Raw genomic sequence first — 19,534 nt, 5'->3', positions numbered from 1 at the left:
GGGCAAGCGCGCTCCTACAGGGAATGGACCAGCCACAAAATCCCGGCCAGGCTCAAATCCGCTGTAGGAGCGCGCTTGCCCGCGATGGCGGTGGGTCAGGTCAATCGATAGTGGCGGGACGAATGCATTCGCGGGCAAGCGCGCTCCTACAGGTACGCCGGGGAATAAAAACCCCCGCGCTGGGCGGGGTTTTGGAACTGCGTAGGATCAAGCCTGCTTCTTCAGCGCCAGCTTTTTGATTTCACCGTCGCGCAGCTCGCGGCGCAGGATTTTGCCGACGTTGGTGGTTGGCAACGCGTCGCGGAACTCGATGCTGCGCGGCACTTTGTAGGCCGTGACGTTGGCGCGCATGTGCTCCATGACCTGTTCTTTGGTCAACGTTGCACCTGGCTTGGTGACGATGAATATCTTGATCGCCTCGCCCGATTTCTCGTCCGGCACGCCAATCGCTGCGCACTGCAACACACCCGGCAAGCCTGCCAATACATCTTCCAGCTCGTTGGGATAAACGTTGAAGCCCGACACCAAAATCATGTCTTTCTTGCGATCAACGATGCGCATGTAGCCATCAGGCTGGATCACGGCGATGTCGCCGGTCTTCAGCCAGCCGTCGGCATCGAGCATTTCATCGGTGGCGTCCTGACGCTGCCAATAGCCCTTCATCACCTGCGGACCTTTCACACACAACTCACCGACTTCGCCCAGCGGAAGTTCTTCGCCGGCATCGTTGATGGTTTTGCACAAGGTCGAGGGCACCGGAATACCGATGGTGCCCATCTGGATCTTTTGAATCGGGTTCACCGTCGCCACCGGGCTGGTTTCGGTCATGCCGTAACCTTCGCAGATCTCACAACCAGTCACTTCCTTCCAGCGCTCAGCCGCCGCCTGTTGCAGCGCCATGCCGCCGGAAAGCGTGACTTTCAGCGAGGAGAAATCCAGCTGACGGAAATCCTGGTTATTGCACAGCGCGACGAACAACGTATTGAGGCCGACGAAGCCGGAAAACTTCCACTTCGACAGCTCTTTGACCATCGCCGACAGATCCCGCGGGTTGCTGATCAGGATGTTGTGGTTGCCGATCAGCATCATCGCCATGCAGTGAAATGTGAAGGCGTAGATATGGTAAAGCGGCAACGGCGTGATGAGGATTTCGCTGCCTTCGTTGAGATTGGACGCCATCAACGCCTTGCATTGCAGCATGTTGGCGATGAGATTGCGGTGAGTCAGCATCGCGCCTTTGGCAATGCCGGTGGTGCCGCCGGTGTATTGCAGCACTGCGACATCGCCGCTGTCCGGCGAGGCGTCGTTTACCGGCTGGCCGTGACCTTTGGCCAACACGTCGTTGAACTTGATCGCCTTGGGCAAATGGTACGGCGGGACCATCTTCTTCACGTACTTGATGACGCTGTTAACCAGCAAGCGCTTGAGCGGCGGCAAGAGGTCGGCGACTTCAGTGACGATGACGTGTTTGACGCCGGTTTTAGGCACGACCTTTTCTGCCAGATGCGCCATGTTCGCCAGGCAGACAAGCGCTTTGGCGCCGGAGTCGTTGAATTGGTGTTCCATTTCCCGCGCGGTGTACAACGGGTTGGTGTTGACCACGATCAGCCCGGCGCGGATGGCGCCGAAGACGGCAATCGGGTACTGCAATACGTTGGGCAACTGAACAGCGATGCGGTCGCCGGGTTGCAGGTCAGTATGCTGCTGCAGGTAAGCGGCGAACGCGCCGGACAACGCGTACATCTCACCGTAAGTGAGTGTCTTGCCCAGATTGCTGAAAGCCGGTTTGTTGCCGAAACGCTCGCAAGACTGCTTCAATACGGCCTGAACGTTGGGATACTCGTCAGGATTGATATCGGCGGCGATACCAGACGGATATTTATCCTTCCAGAAGTTTTCGATCACGGAAGACGACTCCTCAGCAGCAGCGATTTCTACACGCCGCTTGAATGCGGCGATTTGTTGTGTTTGGAAGGGTGTAGCTCGCGCGTTTCGGCCTGATTAGGGGTCCAAAAGCGGGCCGAGAGTAGCAGCTTTGCCAAAGGCCGCCTAGAGCCAAAGGTGGGCGCCACGGTCACAAATATGACTCTTGAATTCGCGGCAGTCACGTTTAGAGCAATGAACCTAAATGTCGAAAATCACCGCCTCATTGTAGGAGTGCGCTTGCCCGCGATTGAGGCTTGTCTGGCTGATCGATGGTGGCTAGATAAATGCAATCGCGGGCAAGCGCGCTCCTACAAGGCGTTTTCTGCAAACAAAAACGGCGTGTTCTCACACGCCGTGTTCCTGTTTCAAACAGCCTAAGCCATATCGCGCAACTCGCGGCGCAGGATTTTGCCTACCGGCGTCATCGGCAGTGACTCACGCAGCACGATCTGCTTGGGAATCTTGTAGCCGGTGAAGTTTTCTTTGCAGTAGGCCTTCAACTCTTCGCAGGTCAGGCTCGACTCGCGCGGCACCACGAACAATTTCACCGCTTCCCCGGAGCGCTCGTCAGGAACGCCAATCACCGCACAGTTGGCAACCTTGGGGTGACGCATGACCACGTCCTCGATTTCGTTTGGATAGACGTTGAAACCCGAGACGATGATCAAATCTTTTTTGCGGTCGACGATGCGGATAAAGCCGTCTGGGTCGATCACCCCAATGTCGCCGGTCTTGAGCCAGCCGTCGGCGTCGAGTACCTCGGCAGTGGCATCCGGACGATGCCAATAGCCGAGCATGATCTGCGGCCCCTTGAGGCACAATTCGCCGCGTTCTCCCAACGGCAATTCAACGCCGTCGTCATCGATTACTTTCGCGACCGTGCCCGGCAACGGCATACCCACCGTACCCAGCCGAGACTGAGCGCCATAAGGGTTGGCGGTGGCCACGGGAGAAGTTTCGGTCAGGCCGTAACCTTCGACAATGGGGCAGCCTGTCAATTGTTCCCAGCGCTCTGCAGTAGTTTTCACCAGCGCAGTGCCGCCTGAGTTGGTCAACCGCAGCGTGGAGAAGTCCAGAGTCTTGAAGTCGGGGTGTTCCATCAATGCGACGAACAAAGTGTTGAGCCCGATCATGGCCGAGAAGCGCCACTTTTTAAGCTCTTTGATGAAACCGGCGATGTCTCGCGGGTTGGTGATCAGCAGGTTGTGATTACCGCTGACCATCATGCACATGCAATTCACGGTAAATGCATAAATGTGATAGAGCGGCAGTGGCGCAACCATGATCTCGCTGCCCTGCTTGAAGATCGGCTGGCCGTCGGTGCCGTGCTGCAGCATGCAGGCATAAACCTGCTGCATGTTCGCCACCAGATTGCCGTGGGTCAGCATCGCGCCTTTGGGCGAGCCGGTGGTGCCGCCGGTGTATTGCAGGACCGCGATGTCTTCGAGATCCAGTTGCACACGCTGCAAATGATCCCCGCGCCCCATTTTCAAGACGCTTTTAAACGCAACAGCCTGGGGCAAGTGATAGTCGGGGACCATTTTCTTGATTTTGTCGACCACGGTATTGATCAGCCAGCCTTTGGCAGCCGACTGCATGTCACCCATTTTTACTTCGATCAGGTACTGGATGTCGGTATCTGGCAGTACTTCCTGCACGTTCTTGCCGAACAGGTTCAGGTAAACCAGAGCGCGGGCGCCGGAATCCTTGAACTGGTGGCGCATCTCGCGGGTGGTATACAGCGGGTTGGTGTTAACCACGATCAGGCCCGCGCGAATCGCCCCGAAGACGGCGATGGGGTACTGAATCAGGTTGGGCATTTGCACGGCGATGCGGTCGCCGGCTTTTAAATCGGTCTGTTGTTGCAGGTAGGCGGCGAAGGCTGCGGAGTAGCGATCCAGCTGGGCGTAGGTAATCGTGACGCCCATATTGCTGAACGCGGGGCGGTCTGCGTACTTCTTGCAGCTGCGCTCAAACACCTCCACCACTGATTTATAGGCCTTTAGATCCACCTCAGGGAGCACGCCCGCCGGGCGTTTATCGTTCCAGAAGTCAGGTTGCATGTTGTTTTTATCCTCTTACCTGAGAGTGCTTGCCGGACGTTAGCAGTTAACGTCTGTCAGGCAAATAGCCCGACAAGTGTCATCATTATTGTGAATCTTGCCAGTGATCAGACGGTCACTTGTCATCGGCTATACACTTCTACCCAAGCGCCGACACGCAGCTTTTCAAGACAAATTCTTACAAGGGCAAGGAATCGCCATGAAACATGAAGGCTTTTGGCTCGACGCCGACGACCACAGCCGGTTAAACGTCAATGCCTGGATTCCGGTGGCGGGGCCCAAGGCTGTGGTTATGCTGGCCCACGGGATGGCTGAACACAGCGGGCGCTACGCGCGGCTGGGTGCAGCGCTGAGTGCTGCAGGTTTTGCGCTGTACGGCCACGACCAGCGTGGCCATGGCCGAACGGCAGCGCACGGCGTGCTTGGGCATTACGCCGATGAAAAGGGATGGAGCAAAGTGGTGGGTGATCTGGACACCCTGCGTCTAGCCATCGAGGCGCGACATCCTGGGCTGCCGATTTTCCTGCTCGGGCACAGCATGGGCAGCTACGTTGCCCAGGCTTATCTGTTGCAGCACAGCAGCACGTTGCAGGGAGCGGTGCTCAGTGGCTCGAATTTCCAACCGGTTTCGTTGTATCGCGGCGCCGCCCTCATCGCCCGGCTAGAACGCTGGCGGCAGGGCGCGACAGGCCGCAGTGCGTTGATCGAATGGCTGTCGTTCGGCGCGTTCAACAAGGCGTTTAAGCCGGTTCGCACGCCATTTGACTGGCTCAGCCGCGATGCTGCCGAGGTTGATCTGTATATCAACGACCCAATGTGCGGGTTTCGCTGCACCAACCAGTTTTGGCTCGACCTGCTGGGCGGGCTGGCGCAGATCAGCACGCTGTCAGAGCTGGAAAAGATCGATCACCGCCTGCCGCTGCTGATTATGGGCGGCGAATGTGATCCCGTGAGCGAAGGCAAACGTCTGAGGGATCTGGCTAACGCCTACAAAGGCACAGGGCAGCAATCGGTCACGCTGAATCTCTACCCCCAGGCGCGGCACGAAATCTTCAACGAAACCAACCGCGACGAGGTCACCCGTGATCTACTCGCCTGGTTTGAACAGGCGCTGACCGAGCCAAAAGCGCGCCCGGCACCATAATCGTCACGGATTTCGATTTTCTTCGTTTTTAATATTCATGTCTCAGGATCACCCCATGACCGAAGTCACCAACACCCCGTACGAGGCCCTTGAAGTTGGCCAGACCGCCAGCTACAGCAAGACCGTCGAAGAGCGTCACATCCAGCTGTTCGCCGAGATGTCCGGCGATCGCAATCCGGTGCATCTGGATGCCGAGTTTGCCGGCAAGAGCATGTTCAAGGAGCGCATCGCCCATGGCATGTTCAGCGGCGCCCTCATCAGCGCTGCAGTAGCTTGCGAACTGCCTGGACCGGGCACGATCTACCTGGGCCAGCAGATGACCTTTCAAAAGCCGGTGAAGATTGGCGACACGCTGACCGTGCGTTTGGAAATTCTTGAGAAACTGCCGAAATTCCGCGTGCGCATCGCGACCCGCGTGTTCAACCAGAACGATGAATTGGTGGTGGATGGCGAGGCCGAGATCCTTGCGCCGCGCAAGTTGCAGACGGTGACGCTGACGGATCTGCCGAAGATTACGCTCGGCTGAAATACCGACTCTGTAGGAGCCAACTTGTTGGCGAGGCGGTGGCTAATGTGTGTCAGGCAGGCCGTCTCGCGAATGAATTCGCTCCTACAGAAGAATAAAGCGGGACCACTCAACGCTTCTTTGGCTTGCCCTTGGGCTTTTTCTTGCCCTTGCCCAGCGGCAGGGCTTGCTCGAAGGCCGAGCGGACTTCGTTGAGTCGCTTGTCGTTCAGATCATGCACACGCTTGGCGCGTTCGGCGCCAAGATCTACCAGCTTTTCGTCGTCGCTCATGGCACTAAGGTTCTCGCAATCTTAATGCAGCCAATAATGCGCAATCGCGCTGCGCATGACCAGCACACGTAGCCTTCAAACCTTCAAATCCAGCCACAAGCCCTTGCGCGGCTCGTCGTCGATGATCGGCACCACCGGCACCGTGTCGTCCGCGTTCAATGAGTATCCGGGCACCGCCAGCGGTTCTTCCTGCAACTCGGGATGGCGATCGGCGGTGCGCCGGTCATTGCGACGACGTTGCTGCCTGCGCTGTTCTTCGCGCAGCAATAATTCGCCCTGAGCAGGATCGCGCTCGGCCATGTCGATGACCGTCTCGCTGAAACTGGCCTGAACGGCGGCCACCGGCGGAATATCCGGGGTCGATTTGACCGGGTCCAGCTGCGATGTCACGGGGGCCGCGCTCAATGGGATCAACGGTGGCAGCATGGTAATGGTCTCCTGATATAAACCTGTCGGCTGCCTTTTCGTCGACTTGAGCCGTTTGATCGGAAAGTTTCGACTATGTTTTTCCCAGCAAGTGCCAAAACCGGTACTGCGCCCCACAAATACAGGCGTTTTTGCAATGTATCTTTGGCCTCGGCGCCTTGTTCCGTTAACATAGTCGGCTTTTTCACGGCGGGAGTCAGGCAGCATGGCGCAGCAGTATCAACCGGGGCAACGCTGGATTAGCGACAGCGAAGCCGAGCTGGGTTTAGGCACCGTTCTGGCACAGGACGGCCGCTTGTTGACCGTGCTCTATCCGGCCACTGGCGACACGCGTCAATACGCGCTGCGCAATGCACCGCTCACGCGTGTGCGGTTCTCACCGGGCGACGTGATCACCCACTTCGAGAACTGGAAAATGACCGTGCGCGAAGTCGACGATGTCGACGGCCTGCTGGTCTACCACGGGCTCAACGCGCAGAACCAACCCGTCACCCTGCCTGAGACCCAACTGTCGAACTTCATTCAGTTCCGCCTGGCCAGTGATCGCCTGTTCGCAGGACAGATCGACCCGTTGCCGTGGTTCTCCCTGCGTTATCACACCCTCGAACACACCAGCCGCCAACTGCAATCCTCGTTGTGGGGCCTGGGTGGCGTTCGTGCTCAGCCTATTGCCCACCAGTTGCACATCGCCCGGGAAGTCGCCGACCGCGTCGCGCCCCGTGTATTGCTGGCGGACGAAGTAGGCTTGGGCAAGACCATCGAAGCCGGCCTGATCATCCATCGCCAACTGCTTTCAGGTCGTGCCAATCGGGTACTGATCCTGGTGCCGGAAAACCTCCAGCACCAATGGCTGGTCGAGATGCGTCGCCGCTTCAATCTGCAGGTCGCGCTGTTCGACGCCGAGCGCTTCATCGAGAGCGATGCCAGCAACCCGTTCGAAGACACCCAACTGGCGCTTGTGTCGCTGGAATGGCTGGTCGAAGACGAAAAAGCCCAGGACGCCCTGTTCGCGGCGGGCTGGGACATGCTGGTGGTCGACGAGGCTCACCACCTGGTCTGGCATGAAGAAAAGGCCAGCCCGCAATATTCGCTGGTCGAGCAACTGGCTGAGGTCATCCCTGGCGTACTGCTGCTGACCGCAACCCCGGAGCAACTGGGCCAGGACAGCCACTTTGCGCGCCTGCGCCTGCTCGATCCGAACCGTTTCCATGACCTGCACGCCTTCCGCGCCGAGAGTGAAAACTATCGCCCGGTAGCCGAGGCCGTTCAGGAGTTGCTGGATCAAGGGCGTCTGTCGCCCAAGGCCCACGAAACCATTCGCGGCTTCCTTGGTGCCGAAGGCGAAGCACTGTTGGGCGCCGTGGCAGATGGCGACACCGAAGCCAGCGCCCGTCTGATCCGCGAGCTGCTTGACCGCCACGGCACCGGTCGCGTGCTTTTCCGTAATACCCGCGCCGCCGTGCAGGGTTTCCCTGAGCGCAAACTGCATCCATATCCGCTGCCCTGCCCTGCTGAGTACCTGGAGCTGCCGATTGGCGAACACGCTGATCTGTATCCGGAAGTCAGCTTCCAGGCGCAGATGGAGACCCCGGAAGACGAACGCTGGTGGCGCTTTGACCCGCGCGTCGACTGGCTGATCGACACCCTGAAGATGCTCAAGCGCGTCAAAGTGCTGGTGATCTGCGCCCACGCCGAAACCGCCATGGACCTGGAAGACGCGCTACGCGTGCGCTCCGGCATCCCGGCCACGGTGTTCCACGAAGGCATGAACATCCTTGAGCGTGACCGCGCTGCCGCTTATTTCGCGGATGAAGAGTTCGGTGCGCAAGTGCTGATCTGTTCGGAGATCGGCAGCGAAGGCCGCAACTTCCAGTTCTCGCACCACTTGGTGCTGTTCGATCTGCCAGCTCACCCGGACCTGCTGGAGCAGCGCATCGGTCGTCTGGACCGGATTGGCCAGAAACACATTATCGAGCTGCATGTGCCGTACCTGGAGCCCAGCCCGCAAGAGCGCCTGTTCCAGTGGTATCACGAAGCGCTGAACGCCTTCCTCAATACCTGCCCCACCGGTAACGCTCTGCAACACCAGTTCGGCCCGCGTCTTCTGCCACTGCTTGAAGGTGGCGATGACGACGAATGGCAAACTCTGGTGAACGAAGCGCGCGATGAGCGTGTGCGCCTGGAATCCGAACTGCACACCGGTCGCGACCGACTGCTGGAACTCAACTCCGGCGGCGCGGGCGAAGGTGATGCGCTGGTGGAGGCGATCCTTGAACAGGACGATCAGTTCACCCTGCCGATCTACATGGAGACGCTGTTCGACGCGTTCGGTATCGACAGCGAAGACCATTCGGAAAACGCGCTGATCTTGAAGCCGAGCGAGAAGATGCTCGACGCCAGCTTCCCGCTGGGCGACGACGAAGGCGTGACCATCACCTACGACCGCAACCAGGCGTTGTCTCGCGAGGACATGCAGTTCCTGACCTGGGAACACCCGATGGTTCAGGGCGGCATGGATCTGGTATTGGCCGGTTCCATGGGCAACACCGCCGTGGCGCTGATCAAGAACAAGGCACTCAAGCCCGGCACTGTATTGCTGGAATTGTTGTACGTCAGTGAAGTGGTCGCGCCGCGCTCTTTGCAGCTGGGCCGCTATCTGCCGCCTGCCGCACTGCGCTGCCTGCTGGATGCCAATGGCAACGATCTGTCGGGCGGTGTGTCATTCACCAAGCTCAATGAGCAACTGGAAAGCGTGCCCCGTGCCAGCGCCAACAAGTTCATCCAGGCCCAGCGGGACGAGCTCACGCCGCGGATCAATGCCGGTGAAGCGAAGATCTCGACCAAGCACATCGAACGTGTGGCTGAAGCGCAACGTCGTTTGGCAGCGGATACCGACGAAGAGCTTGCTCGCCTGACTGCACTGCAAGCGGTCAACCCCACCGTACGCGACAGCGAGCTGGTGGCGTTGCGCGAGCGACGCGAACAAGGCCTGGCAATGCTGGATAAGGCAGCGCTGCGCCTGGAAGCAATTCGGGTGTTGGTGGCCGGTTAACTTCCTGATAAAACGCAAAATCCTGTAGGAGCGCGCTTGCCCGCGATGGCAGTGCGCTAGTCGCTGATTTACTGGCTGACACACCGCAAATCGCGGGCAAGCGCGCTCCTACAGTTCCTGATCAGACCAACGACGGCTTACCACCCTCCACCACCGGCGCATCCGCCACCATACCCTCCCGCATCCGCTCGGCATCACGACTGAAACACCGCGACCCCTGAAGCAGAAACACCAGCGCAAAACACAGCGCCACCGGAATCAGATACATCGCGTCATGCAGTCCCACTGCTTTAAAAGCTTCGGTCATTTGCCCGGCCTGCGCCGCGTACATCGCTGAGTGGGCGAAGTGGTCCGACAGCAAGCCCACCACCACCGGCCCCAATCCCCCGCCCAACAAATACAGACCGGCAAAAAACAACGCCATGGCCGTTGCGCGCAATCTTGGCTGGACCACGTCCTGAATGGCTGTGTAAACGCAGGTATAGAAGTTGTAAGAGAACAGCCAGCCGACGCTGAATACCGCAATAAACACACCAATCTCAATCCGACCGGCGTGCAGTGCATAACCGGTTGCCAGCGTCGCAATCAGCATGCTGAACGCGGCAAACAGCAGCCGTCCGTTACGCGTGCGTTGATGCAGCTTGTCCGCCACCCAACCGCCAGCGGTCAAACCCACCAGCCCTGTCACGCCGACGATCAGCCCGGTGGCCATGGCCGCTTCCTGCAACGGCAGCAAAAAATAGCGCTGCAGCATCGGCACCATGAACGAGTTGCAGGCGTAGGTTGCGAAGTTGAACGCCAGCCCCGCCAGCACCAGCCAGCGAAACGTCGGAATCGCCAACACGCTGCGGATCGGCTTTTTGATTTTCTCTTGGGACATCTTCACGCTCTCGGCCGCCCCTCGTTGCGGCTCGCGGATCAAAAACATGAACACCGCCAGAATCAGTCCCGGCACTGCCGCGATAAAGAACGGCGCGCGCCAGCTGTCGAACGCTTTAACCATCGCGCCGATGGTAAAGAACGCCAGCAGGAGGCCCAAGGGCAGGCCAAGCATGAATATGCCCATGGCCCGGGAACGCTTGTGGGCCGGGAACAGATCACCGATCAGCGAATTAGCCGCGGGCGCATAGCTCGCCTCCCCGATGCCGACCCCCATGCGCACCAGCAGAAAGGTCCAGAAACTGCCCGCCAGACCATTGACCGCCGTAAGCCCGCTCCACACTGCCAGCCCCCAGCCCATCAACTTGCGCCGCGAACCGTTATCGGCCATGCGTCCAAGCGGCAGTCCCGCGATGGCATACACCAGCGTGAATGCAGTACCGATGATCCCTAACTGGAAGTCGCTCAGGTGCCATTCCATCCGGATTGGCTCGATGATGATGGCCGGGATGGTGCGGTCGAAGAAGTTGAACAGGTTGGCCAGGAACAACAGAAACAGCACGCGCCAGGCATTTGCCGCTTGTTGATTGCCCGCAATCGAGGGTTCGCCCATGAGTCATCCGTCCATGTTTTTGTTATTCGGGGACTGCCTTTCTGCGAATCTAAATCCCTGAGAGGGCAGTGTCTGTAAACATTCGTAAAGCGGATAACGGCGAATTAGTGCGCAAGACCTGTCGCAACCAAATCTGGCGCATTGCTTATAACCATTAGTGAGCAGAGCTATTTCGAAATAATTGATACGACGGTCCAGCACCTGCTGACTAACCCAAACGGATATCTATAATCATCTCAAATTGCCAGTACCTCCATTCGGATGATGGCAACCTCGGATCTGGACGCAGGGACACGCTATGGAATGGCTGGGCATACACTTTTTATCCGCCATCCCGGCAGACGGCCGGCTGCTGATGAACTGCAATCACAACCCTTCGCTGGTGCTGCTTGCCTATCTGGTGGCCTGCGCGGCCAGTTTTGCCACCCTGAACATCGCCGAACGTGTCGGACATGTAGAGACTCCGAACGCCAAGATGCGCTGGCGCGGGCTCGGTGCGTTGTGCCTGGCGGTGGGCATCTGGGCGATGCACTTCATCAGCATGTTGTCGTTCCAGACGCCGCTGGAAATCCACTACGAGCTGCCGATCACCGTCGCCTCGCTGATTATTGCGCTGTTCGCCGGGCTGGTTGCCATGCGTGCGCTGAACCGCGCGTCGCTGGGGCCAGGACAATATCTGCTCGCCGCCACCTGCATGGGGCTGGGCATCGCTGCCATGCATTACGTCGGCATGTCCGCAATGCGCTCCAGTGCCACGCAGTATTACGACCCGCTGCTGTTCGGCCTGTCGATCGTGATCGCTATCGCGTCCAGTCTGGTGGCGTTGATACTGGCGATGCGCTTTCGTAACGGCAGCAGCCTGACCCACCACTTGCTCAAATACATTGCCAGCCTGGTGCTGGGCGCTGGCATCGTCAGCACGCACTTTATGGGCATGTGGGCATTGCATCTGGTAGTGCCCGTGGACGCCGAGCTGCGAATGGCTGGCACCCAGAACAGCCTGCAATTGAGCCTGACCATCGCCCTGATCGTCCTGCTGATCATGGCCGGCAGCATCAGCGCTGCGCTGGCCGACAAAAAGCTGCAGAGCAAAGACCACGACCTGCGTCGGGTCAACGCGCTGCTCAATCAACTCGATCAGGCGCGCGCGTCCCTGCAACAGGTTGCGCACTACGACCCCCTGACCAATCTGATCAACCGCCGTGGCTTCAATCAGGTCTTCGGCGAACGGCTGACTGAACAGCGACTGTGCAGCGGCAAGCTGGCGGTGATGTTTCTGGACATCGATCACTTCAAGCGTATCAACGACAGCCTCGGTCACGATGCCGGGGACGAATTGCTGAAGGTAATTGCTGATCGTATCCGTGGCGCGACCCGGGCCAGTGACATGGTCGCCCGGTTTGGCGGCGATGAATTCTGCATCCTCATCACCCTGCAAAACCCGGAGGAAGCCCGTTATCTGGCGCAGCGCGTCATGCAGAAAATGAAAGAGCCCATCGATCTGGGCGGTCGGCGCATGGTGATGACCACCAGCATTGGCATCAGCATTTTCCCCGACGACGGCGACAGTTGCGACGAACTGCTCAAGCACGCGGACCTTGCGCTGTATCAATCCAAGGGGCACGGGCGCAACACCGTTCACTTCTTCAGCGCCAACCTTAAAACCCGCGCCAGCATGGAGCTGCAACTTGAGGAGCAGTTACGCAACGCCCTGCGCGAACAGGACGAGTTGCAACTGTATTACCAGCCCATCGTGGACCTGCGCACCGGGCATGTCGCCAAGCTCGAAGCACTGGTCCGCTGGCAGCACCCGACCCAGGGGCTGCTGACGCCGGATCGCTTTATTACCATCGCCGAGAACAATGGCCTGATTGCTGAACTGGACAATTGGGTGCTGCGCCGCGCCTGCCACGACCTGGGGATGTTGCGCGACTCTGATTTCGACAAACTGATCATCGCCGTCAACTGCTCGGCGCTCAATCTGGCGCGCGATGCGCTGGTGGACGAAGTCGCTCATGCCCTGGACGAGGCTGGCGTTTCAGCTAATAGGCTGGAAGTGGAGGTCACGGAAAACGCGCTGATGGGCAATATCAGCAACACGGTTTTGTTGCTCAAGGAAATCCGCAAGCTGGGTGTTGCGTTGTCCATCGATGACTTCGGCACCGGTTACTCGTCGCTGGCCTACCTCAAGCGACTGCCACTGGACACGGTGAAGATCGACCGCTCGTTCATCATCGACATTCCAGCTTCGCCCCAGGACATGGAGATCGTGCAGGCGATCATCGTCATGGCCCACACGCTGCACCTGAAAGTCGTGACCGAAGGAGTGGAAACCGCGGCCCAATTGGAGTTTTTGAGCAAGCACGGCTGCGATTACGTGCAGGGTTATCTGTTCAGCAGGCCAGCGCCGCTTGAGGTATTGCTGCCTCTGGTGCAGCAGATCAATCAGCGCAAACCGGCTGGGCTCTCCCCGACCATGGCAATGCTGGAAGCGGCGCGGCTGAGTCTGCATACGCCGCAGCTCGAAAGCGTCGAAGCACCCGAAGACCCAAGAGCGGATCGTTTCCGGTCCAAACCGATTCGGCAGAGCTAAGGGCCTATGGAGATTTTGTAGGAGCGAACTTGTTCGCGAAGCGGCTGACCTCATGCCCCCCATATCCGGTCTCGCCAACAAGTTGGCTCCTACAGAAAAGCAGGCACTGTCATGGGATTTTTCGCTACTTGAGGCAAGTAGACGGTTACTGACCTACCCACTTTGCCATCACGCCACGCACCAATATAAGGCGTCGATTACCGCGACGCCCTTTCCTGGATCAGCACCCAAGGGGCCACGACCACCGCCCACAACGCCGGATCGCGAGTCAATAAGTCCAAAGCCCGCGACTCAGCCACCTTGCCGACCTCTTCACGCTCAAGCCAGCCAGCCACGGCTGGTTCGTCGTTCTCGGCAAAGGCCACTGCGACGGCAATCAAATCCTGTTCAGCCTCGACCCACAACAGGGCACCCTTCGCAAAGAACGGTTGCAATTCTTTCCAGGTGATTGATGCAGTTTCGCCAAGCAGCTTGGCATAGAGGGTGCTAGGTTCTTGCGTCATGGGTTTCACCAAAAAGAAAATCCGGGCAATGATAGCGCCCTGTTTTCTTCAGACAAACCCAGATTCAAGTGATTGATTGCAGGGAACTTCACGCACGCCGATAGATTTGGGGAGGTCACTCAGGGATCGACCGGTATGAATGTGTATCTTTGTGTCAATTAAGCGACATCAGTAGTCCTTGCCCCCCGTAGCCAGCTTTTCAAGCGATCAATCGGCGCTCTAAACTGTTCCGGTACAGTTGCCGGGGGTACGGTCTGGATAAGTTAATCCGGTCCTGCGCCTTTTGGCCGTCAGGATTATAAAAACGACAACGCAAGAGTGGAGCATCATGACTAAGGGTATTACTCAGATTTCCAAACTGTTCGCCGCACTGGTTCTGGCGGGTGTTGCCAGCCACTCGTTCGCAGCCGACACCATCAAGATCGGCATCGCCGGCCCTAAAACCGGACCGGTTGCCCAATACGGCGACATGCAGTTCAGCGGTGCGAAAATGGCTATCGAGCAAATCAACGCCAAAGGCGGCGTGGATGGCAAGAAACTCGAAGCCGTGGAATATGATGACGCCTGCGACCCTAAACAAGCGGTAGCGGTCGCCAACAAAGTGGTCAACGACGGCGTCAAGTTCGTGGTCGGTCACCTGTGCTCCAGCTCCACTCAGCCAGCGTCCGACATCTACGAAGACGAAGGCATCATCATGGTGACCCCGGCTGCTACCAGCCCGGAAATCACCGCTCGTGGCTACAAACTGATCTTCCGCACTATCGGTCTGGACAGTGCTCAAGGCCCTGCCGCTGGCGAATACATCGCCAAACAGGTCAAGCCTAAAGTCGTTGCGGTCATCCACGACAAGCAGCAATACGGTGAAGGCATCGCCACCGCCGTTAAGCAGACACTGGAAAAAGACGGCGTGAAAGTCGCTGTGTTCGAAGGCATCAACGCCGGCGACAAAGACTTCTCTTCGCTGATCGCCAAGCTCAAACAAGCCAACGTCGATTTCGTCTACTACGGCGGCTATCACCCTGAGCTGGGTCTGATCCTGCGTCAGGCACAGGAAAAAGGTCTGAAAGCCGGTTTCATGGGTCCAGAAGGCGTGGGCAACGCATCGATCTCGCAGATCGCTCAGGACGCATCCGAAGGCCTGCTGGTGACCCTGCCGAAATCGTTCGACCAAGACCCGTCCAACAAGGCGCTGGTTGATGCTTTCGCCGCGAAGAAAGAAGACCCGAGCGGTCCGTTCGTGTTCCCGGCCTACGCTGCTGTTGAAGTAATCGCCGACGCCATCAAAACTGCCAAATCCGAAGACACCGCCAAAGTGGCTGCTGCCATCCACGCTGGTACCTTCAAGACCCCTACCGGCGATCTGTCGTTTGACGCCAAGGGTGACTTGAAAGACTTCAAATTCGTCGTTTACACCTGGCACAAAGACGGCACCAAGACTGAAGCGCCTGTGAAGTAATCGCACGCCCTTCGTTCAACCCGAAGCCCACTGCAACCGCAGTGGGCTTTGTTTTAGAAGGCCGACGGGATTCACAAGACCCCTTCGACTGAACATCTTGAAACCGCACCAGTGAATCACTGGGCTCGTGCCAAACGCAGACGTAGATCACGACGTGCGAGCGGGAAAAAGACTTCACCAGTGAAACACCGATAAGGTTTTTAGGAGCGCGCGGCAATGCCCGAGATAGACATCTATCACTTTTTCCAACAGCTGGTTAATGGCATGACCATTGGCAGCACTTACGCCTTGATCGCCATTGGCTACACCATGGTGTACGGCATCATTGGCATGATCAACTTCGCCCACGGCGAGGTGTACATGATCGGCTCGTACGTGGCGTTCATCGCCATTGCCGGCTTGAGCATGATGGGTATCAACAGCCTGCCGCTGGTGATCACCGCAGCTTTCGTCGCCAGTATTGTGGTGACCAGCGCCTACGGTTACGCCATCGAACGGGTCGCCTACCGTCCGTTGCGCGGCAGCAACCGTCTGATCCCGCTGATTTCCGCCATCGGCATGTCGATTTTCCTGCAGAACACTGTGCTGCTTGCGCAGGATTCCAAGGACAAATCGATCCCCAACCTGATCCCTGGCAACATCGTATTCGGCAGTGTGAGCACCCATGAAGTGGTGATCTCCTACATGCAGATCCTGATTTTCGTCGTGACCCTGATCGCGATGCTCGCACTGACCTGGTTCATCTCCCGCTCTCGCTTGGGCCGCGCCTGCCGCGCCTGCGCCGAAGACATCAAGATGGCCAACCTGCTTGGCATCAACACCAACAATATCATCGCCCTGACCTTCGTCATCGGCGCTGCACTGGCGGCGGTCGCTGCGGTATTGCTGAGCATGCAATACGGCGTGATCAACCCTAACGCCGGGTTCCTGGTCGGCATCAAAGCCTTCACCGCAGCGGTATTGGGCGGTATCGGCAGTATCCCGGGCGCGATGCTCGGCGGTCTGGTGCTGGGTGTGGCTGAAGCGTTTGGCGCTGACATTTTCGGCGACCAGTACAAGGACGTGGTGGCGTTCGGCTTGCTCGTTCTGGTGTTGTTGTTCCGGCCAACCGGCCTGCTGGGCCGTCCGGAGGTTGAAAAAGTATGACTCGGAATCTCAAATCGGCCTTCTTCAGCGCCTTGTTGGTGCTGGCCGTGGCTTACCCGATCCTGGGGCTCAAGCTGGAAATCGTCGGGGTCAACCTGACCGTTCTTGGCGCCAGCCATACCACCGTCGCCATCATTTTTGGCTGCGCGCTGCTGATGTTTGTGCGCGTGCTGTTCGCTGAGCAAATCAGCGCTGCGTGGCGTTCATCCCCAAGCCTGCCCAGCGTTCCGAGCAAGGCCAGCAACTTTCTGACCCTGCCGTCGACCCAGCGCTGGTTCCTGCTGGCATTGGTGGTCGGTGCGTTCATCTGGCCGTTCTTCGGTTCGCGCGGCGCGGTGGACATCGCCACGCTGATCCTGATCTACATCATGCTCGGCCTGGGCCTGAACATCGTCGTTGGCCTGGCTGGCTTGCTGGACTTGGGCTATGTCGGTTTCTACGCCGTCGGCGCCTACAGCTACGCGTTGCTGTCGCACTACTTCGGCCTGGGTTTCTGGATCTGCCTGCCGATTTCCGGATTGATGGCGGCGCTGTTCGGCTTCCTGCTGGGCTTCCCGGTATTGCGATTGCGCGGTGACTATCTGGCCATCGTGACGTTGGGCTTTGGTGAAATCATTCGTCTGTTGCTGCGTAACATGACCGACCTCACCGGCGGCCCGAACGGCATCAGCAACATCGAAAAACCAACCCTGTTCGGCCTCACCTTCGAACGCAAGGCGGCCGAAGGCATGCAGACCTTCCACGAGTATTTCGGCCTGCAATACAACTCGATCAACAAGGTGATCTTCCTGTATCTGGTGGCGTTGCTGCTGGCACTGGCAGCACTGTTCGTGATCAACCGCCTGCTGCGCATGCCGATTGGCCGTGCGTGGGAAGCGCTGCGCGAAGACGAAATCGCCTGCCGCGCGCTGGGTCTGAATCCGACCATCATCAAGCTCTCGGCTTTCACCCTGGGTGCTGCGTTCGCGGGTTTTGCCGGCAGCTTCTTTGCTGCGCGTCAGGGCCTGATCACTCCGGAATCGTTCACCTTCCTGGAGTCCGCGATCATTCTGGCAATCGTGGTACTGGGCGGCATGGGCTCGCAACTAGGCGTGATTCTGGCGGCGATCGTGATGATCCTGCTGCCGGAAATGATGCGTGAGTTCAGCGAATACCGCATGCTGGGCTTCGGCGCCTTGATGGTGCTGATGATGATCTGGCGTCCTCAGGGCTTCCTGCCCATGCAGCGTCCCGTAATGAAACTCAAAGGGGATCTGAGCTAATGAGCCGTCCACTTCTGCAAGCCTCAGGTCTGAGCATGCGCTTCGGTGGCCTGCTGGCCGTCAATGGCGTGGGCCTGACCGTTCATGAGAAACAGGTTGTGTCGATGATCGGCCCCAATGGCGCCGGCAAGACCACCGTCTTCAACTGCCTGACCGGTTTCTACAAGCCGACCGCAGGGACAATCCTGCTGGACGGCGAGCCGATTCAGGGCCTGGCCGGTCATGAAATCGCCCGCAAAGGCGTGGTGCGTACGTTCCAGAACGTGCGCTTGTTCAAGGAAATGACCGCTGTCGAGAACCTGCTGGTGGCTCAGCATCGTCATCTCAATACCAACTTCCTGTCCGGTCTGTTCAAGACTCCGTCGTATCGCAAAAGCGAGCGCGAGGCCATGGAGTACGCCGAGCATTGGCTGGAAGCGGTGGACCTGAAAGAGTTCGCCAACCGCCCTGCCGGCACGCTCGCCTACGGTCAGCAACGCCGCCTGGAAATCGCCCGCTGCATGATGACGCGCCCGCGCATCCTCATGCTCGACGAACCAGCTGCAGGCCTGAACCCCAAGGAAACCGAAGACCTCAAGGCGCTGATCGGTGTGCTGCGTAACGAGCACAACGCCACCGTTCTGCTGATCGAGCACGACATGAAACTGGTGATGAGCATTTCTGACCACATCGTGGTGATCAACCAGGGCACGCCGCTGGCTGATGGCACGCCCGAGCAGATCCGTGACAATCCTGAAGTGATCAAAGCCTACCTGGGGGAAGCGTAAATGCTGCAGTTCGATAACGTTTCCACCTTCTACGGCAAGATCCAGGCACTGCACGGCGTCAGCGTCGATGTGCGTCAGGGCGAGATCGTCACGCTGATCGGTGCAAACGGCGCAGGCAAGTCCACGCTGCTGATGACCCTGTGCGGTTCGCCGCGCGCCCACAGCGGCAGCATCCGTTACATGGGTGAAGAGCTTGTGGGGCTGGAGTCGTCGGTGATCATGCGCAAGAGCATCGCGGTGGTGCCGGAAGGCCGTCGCGTGTTTGCGCGTCTGACCGTGGAAGAAAACCTGGCCATGGGCGGTTTCTTCACCGAGAAGGACGCTTATCAGGAGCAGATGGATAAGGTGCTGCACCTGTTTCCGCGCTTGAAAGAACGCTTCAATCAGCGCGGCGGCACCATGTCAGGCGGCGAACAGCAAATGCTCGCGATTGGCCGCGCGCTGATGAGCAAGCCCAAGTTGTTGCTGCTCGATGAGCCGTCGCTGGGGTTGGCGCCGATCATCATTCAGCAGATCTTCGAGATCGTCGAACAGCTGCGCCGCGATGGCGTAACGGTGTTCCTGGTGGAGCAAAACGCCAACCAGGCACTGAAAATCGCTGATCGCGCGTACGTGCTGGAGAACGGTCGCGTGGTGATGCAAGGCACTGGCGAAGAACTGCTGGTCGACCCGAAAGTGCGGGATGCTTATCTCGGCGGGTAAACAGAAACGGAAATCTTGCCGCTGATGAAATACCTGTGGGAGCGGACCCGTCCGCGAATGCGTCGTTTCAGTCGATAGAGATATATCGAATGTACTGGCCTCTTCGCGGACAGGTCCGCTCCCACAAAAGCTGCATTTCCTGTAGGAGCGAACTTGTTCGCGAGAGGCCGGAACTGGTGTACACATCAGGCCATCTCGCCAACAA

15 protein-coding genes are annotated in these 19,534 nt (G+C 58.5%); 9 read left to right on the top strand and 6 right to left on the bottom strand.

The features are described 5' to 3' along the window. Window positions 1-207: 207 nt before the first annotated feature. Together fadD1 and fadD2 are read right to left on the bottom strand one after the other, a co-directional pair. Window positions 208-1,905, bottom strand: a complete 1,698-nt coding sequence (fadD1, locus tag ACWKV9_RS02085) for a long-chain-fatty-acid--CoA ligase FadD1 (RefSeq protein WP_483834422.1) — start codon at window positions 1,903-1,905, stop codon at window positions 208-210. Window positions 1,906-2,300: 395 nt separating this feature from the next. Continuing rightward, window positions 2,301-3,989 carry a long-chain-fatty-acid--CoA ligase FadD2 gene (fadD2, locus tag ACWKV9_RS02080; protein WP_483834421.1) on the bottom strand — a complete coding sequence of 563 codons (1,689 nt, stop codon included), beginning with the start codon at window positions 3,987-3,989 and terminating at the stop codon, window positions 2,301-2,303. A gap of 199 nt (window positions 3,990-4,188) precedes the next feature. On the opposite strand from fadD2, the gene ACWKV9_RS02075 reads away from it, so the two are divergent. Beyond that, the gene (locus ACWKV9_RS02075; RefSeq protein WP_483834420.1) at window positions 4,189-5,133 is read left to right on the top strand and encodes a lysophospholipase; all 945 of its coding nucleotides are present in this window, start codon (window positions 4,189-4,191) and stop codon (window positions 5,131-5,133) included. A 55-nt stretch (window positions 5,134-5,188) separates the two neighbouring features. Then, window positions 5,189-5,659 (top strand): MaoC family dehydratase, encoded by a 471-nt coding sequence (locus ACWKV9_RS02070; protein ID WP_483834419.1) that lies wholly within the window; start codon window positions 5,189-5,191, stop codon window positions 5,657-5,659. 109 nt (window positions 5,660-5,768) lie between these two features. Here ACWKV9_RS02070 and ACWKV9_RS02065 read toward each other — a convergent pair whose 3' ends face one another. Both ACWKV9_RS02065 and ACWKV9_RS02060 read right to left on the bottom strand, forming a co-directional pair. Then, window positions 5,769-5,930 (bottom strand): hypothetical protein, encoded by a 162-nt coding sequence (locus ACWKV9_RS02065; RefSeq protein ID WP_483834418.1) that lies wholly within the window; start codon window positions 5,928-5,930, stop codon window positions 5,769-5,771. 75 nt (window positions 5,931-6,005) lie between these two features. After that, complete coding sequence (locus tag ACWKV9_RS02060; protein ID WP_483834417.1) at window positions 6,006-6,356, bottom strand: aspartate-semialdehyde dehydrogenase; 351 nt, start codon at window positions 6,354-6,356, stop codon at window positions 6,006-6,008. Between the two features lie 205 nt (window positions 6,357-6,561). On the opposite strand from ACWKV9_RS02060, the gene rapA reads away from it, so the two are divergent. Then, complete coding sequence (gene rapA / locus ACWKV9_RS02055; protein WP_483834416.1) at window positions 6,562-9,408, top strand: RNA polymerase-associated protein RapA; 2,847 nt, start codon at window positions 6,562-6,564, stop codon at window positions 9,406-9,408. A gap of 121 nt (window positions 9,409-9,529) precedes the next feature. Here rapA and ACWKV9_RS02050 read toward each other — a convergent pair whose 3' ends face one another. Next, the gene (locus ACWKV9_RS02050) at window positions 9,530-10,900 is read right to left on the bottom strand and encodes a spinster family MFS transporter (protein WP_483834415.1); all 1,371 of its coding nucleotides are present in this window, start codon (window positions 10,898-10,900) and stop codon (window positions 9,530-9,532) included. A 298-nt stretch (window positions 10,901-11,198) separates the two neighbouring features. On the opposite strand from ACWKV9_RS02050, the gene ACWKV9_RS02045 reads away from it, so the two are divergent. Next, entirely contained in the window at window positions 11,199-13,493 is a 2,295-nt protein-coding gene (locus tag ACWKV9_RS02045; RefSeq protein ID WP_483834414.1) for a putative bifunctional diguanylate cyclase/phosphodiesterase, read from the top strand. A gap of 197 nt (window positions 13,494-13,690) precedes the next feature. Here the strand turns inward: ACWKV9_RS02045 and ACWKV9_RS02040 are convergent, their stop codons facing one another. Then, entirely contained in the window at window positions 13,691-13,996 is a 306-nt protein-coding gene (locus ACWKV9_RS02040) for a DUF2288 domain-containing protein (RefSeq protein ID WP_483834413.1), read from the bottom strand. A 328-nt stretch (window positions 13,997-14,324) separates the two neighbouring features. Between ACWKV9_RS02040 and ACWKV9_RS02035 the strand changes: the two genes are divergently transcribed. The 5 genes from ACWKV9_RS02035 (at window position 14,325) to ACWKV9_RS02015 (ending at window position 19,329) form a co-directional block, all read left to right on the top strand. Next, window positions 14,325-15,452 (top strand): branched-chain amino acid ABC transporter substrate-binding protein, encoded by a 1,128-nt coding sequence (locus tag ACWKV9_RS02035; RefSeq protein WP_483834412.1) that lies wholly within the window; start codon window positions 14,325-14,327, stop codon window positions 15,450-15,452. Window positions 15,453-15,668: 216 nt separating this feature from the next. Then, on the top strand, window positions 15,669-16,598 hold the full coding sequence (gene livH / locus ACWKV9_RS02030) for a high-affinity branched-chain amino acid ABC transporter permease LivH (RefSeq protein ID WP_483834411.1): 930 nt from the start codon (window positions 15,669-15,671) through the stop codon (window positions 16,596-16,598). Continuing rightward, window positions 16,595-17,860 (top strand): high-affinity branched-chain amino acid ABC transporter permease LivM, encoded by a 1,266-nt coding sequence (locus tag ACWKV9_RS02025; RefSeq protein ID WP_483834410.1) that lies wholly within the window; start codon window positions 16,595-16,597, stop codon window positions 17,858-17,860. The genes livH and ACWKV9_RS02025 overlap by 4 nt, the downstream gene beginning before the upstream one ends. Beyond that, window positions 17,860-18,627 carry a high-affinity branched-chain amino acid ABC transporter ATP-binding protein LivG gene (gene livG, locus ACWKV9_RS02020; RefSeq protein WP_349802180.1) on the top strand — a complete coding sequence of 256 codons (768 nt, stop codon included), beginning with the start codon at window positions 17,860-17,862 and terminating at the stop codon, window positions 18,625-18,627. Before ACWKV9_RS02025 ends, livG begins: the two co-directional genes overlap by 1 nt. Next, window positions 18,628-19,329, top strand: a complete 702-nt coding sequence (locus ACWKV9_RS02015) for an ABC transporter ATP-binding protein (RefSeq protein ID WP_483834409.1) — start codon at window positions 18,628-18,630, stop codon at window positions 19,327-19,329. The last annotated feature ends 205 nt before the right edge of the window (window positions 19,330-19,534 follow it).

The organism is Pseudomonas corni, from assembly GCF_057128765.1.
This window is presented reverse-complemented; position numbering and strand designations above follow the sequence as displayed.

What these genes read in the sequence shown, in the direction of transcription:
- livG (WP_349802180.1), top strand. Translation starts at nt 17,860, where the DNA reads ATGAGCCGTCCACTTCTGCAAGCCTCAGGTCTGAGCATGCGCTTCGGT.
- rapA (WP_483834416.1), top strand. Translation starts at nt 6,562, where the DNA reads ATGGCGCAGCAGTATCAACCGGGGCAACGCTGGATTAGCGACAGCGAA.
- ACWKV9_RS02075 (WP_483834420.1), top strand. Translation starts at nt 4,189, where the DNA reads ATGAAACATGAAGGCTTTTGGCTCGACGCCGACGACCACAGCCGGTTA.
- ACWKV9_RS02070 (WP_483834419.1), top strand. Translation starts at nt 5,189, where the DNA reads ATGACCGAAGTCACCAACACCCCGTACGAGGCCCTTGAAGTTGGCCAG.
- ACWKV9_RS02045 (WP_483834414.1), top strand. Translation starts at nt 11,199, where the DNA reads ATGGAATGGCTGGGCATACACTTTTTATCCGCCATCCCGGCAGACGGC.
- fadD2 (WP_483834421.1), bottom strand. Translation starts at nt 3,989, where the DNA reads ATGCAACCTGACTTCTGGAACGATAAACGCCCGGCGGGCGTGCTCCCT.
- ACWKV9_RS02065 (WP_483834418.1), bottom strand. Translation starts at nt 5,930, where the DNA reads ATGAGCGACGACGAAAAGCTGGTAGATCTTGGCGCCGAACGCGCCAAG.
- ACWKV9_RS02050 (WP_483834415.1), bottom strand. Translation starts at nt 10,900, where the DNA reads ATGGGCGAACCCTCGATTGCGGGCAATCAACAAGCGGCAAATGCCTGG.
- livH (WP_483834411.1), top strand. Translation starts at nt 15,669, where the DNA reads ATGCCCGAGATAGACATCTATCACTTTTTCCAACAGCTGGTTAATGGC.
- ACWKV9_RS02025 (WP_483834410.1), top strand. Translation starts at nt 16,595, where the DNA reads ATGACTCGGAATCTCAAATCGGCCTTCTTCAGCGCCTTGTTGGTGCTG.
- ACWKV9_RS02035 (WP_483834412.1), top strand. Translation starts at nt 14,325, where the DNA reads ATGACTAAGGGTATTACTCAGATTTCCAAACTGTTCGCCGCACTGGTT.
- ACWKV9_RS02015 (WP_483834409.1), top strand. Translation starts at nt 18,628, where the DNA reads ATGCTGCAGTTCGATAACGTTTCCACCTTCTACGGCAAGATCCAGGCA.
- ACWKV9_RS02040 (WP_483834413.1), bottom strand. Translation starts at nt 13,996, where the DNA reads ATGACGCAAGAACCTAGCACCCTCTATGCCAAGCTGCTTGGCGAAACT.
- ACWKV9_RS02060 (WP_483834417.1), bottom strand. Translation starts at nt 6,356, where the DNA reads ATGCTGCCACCGTTGATCCCATTGAGCGCGGCCCCCGTGACATCGCAG.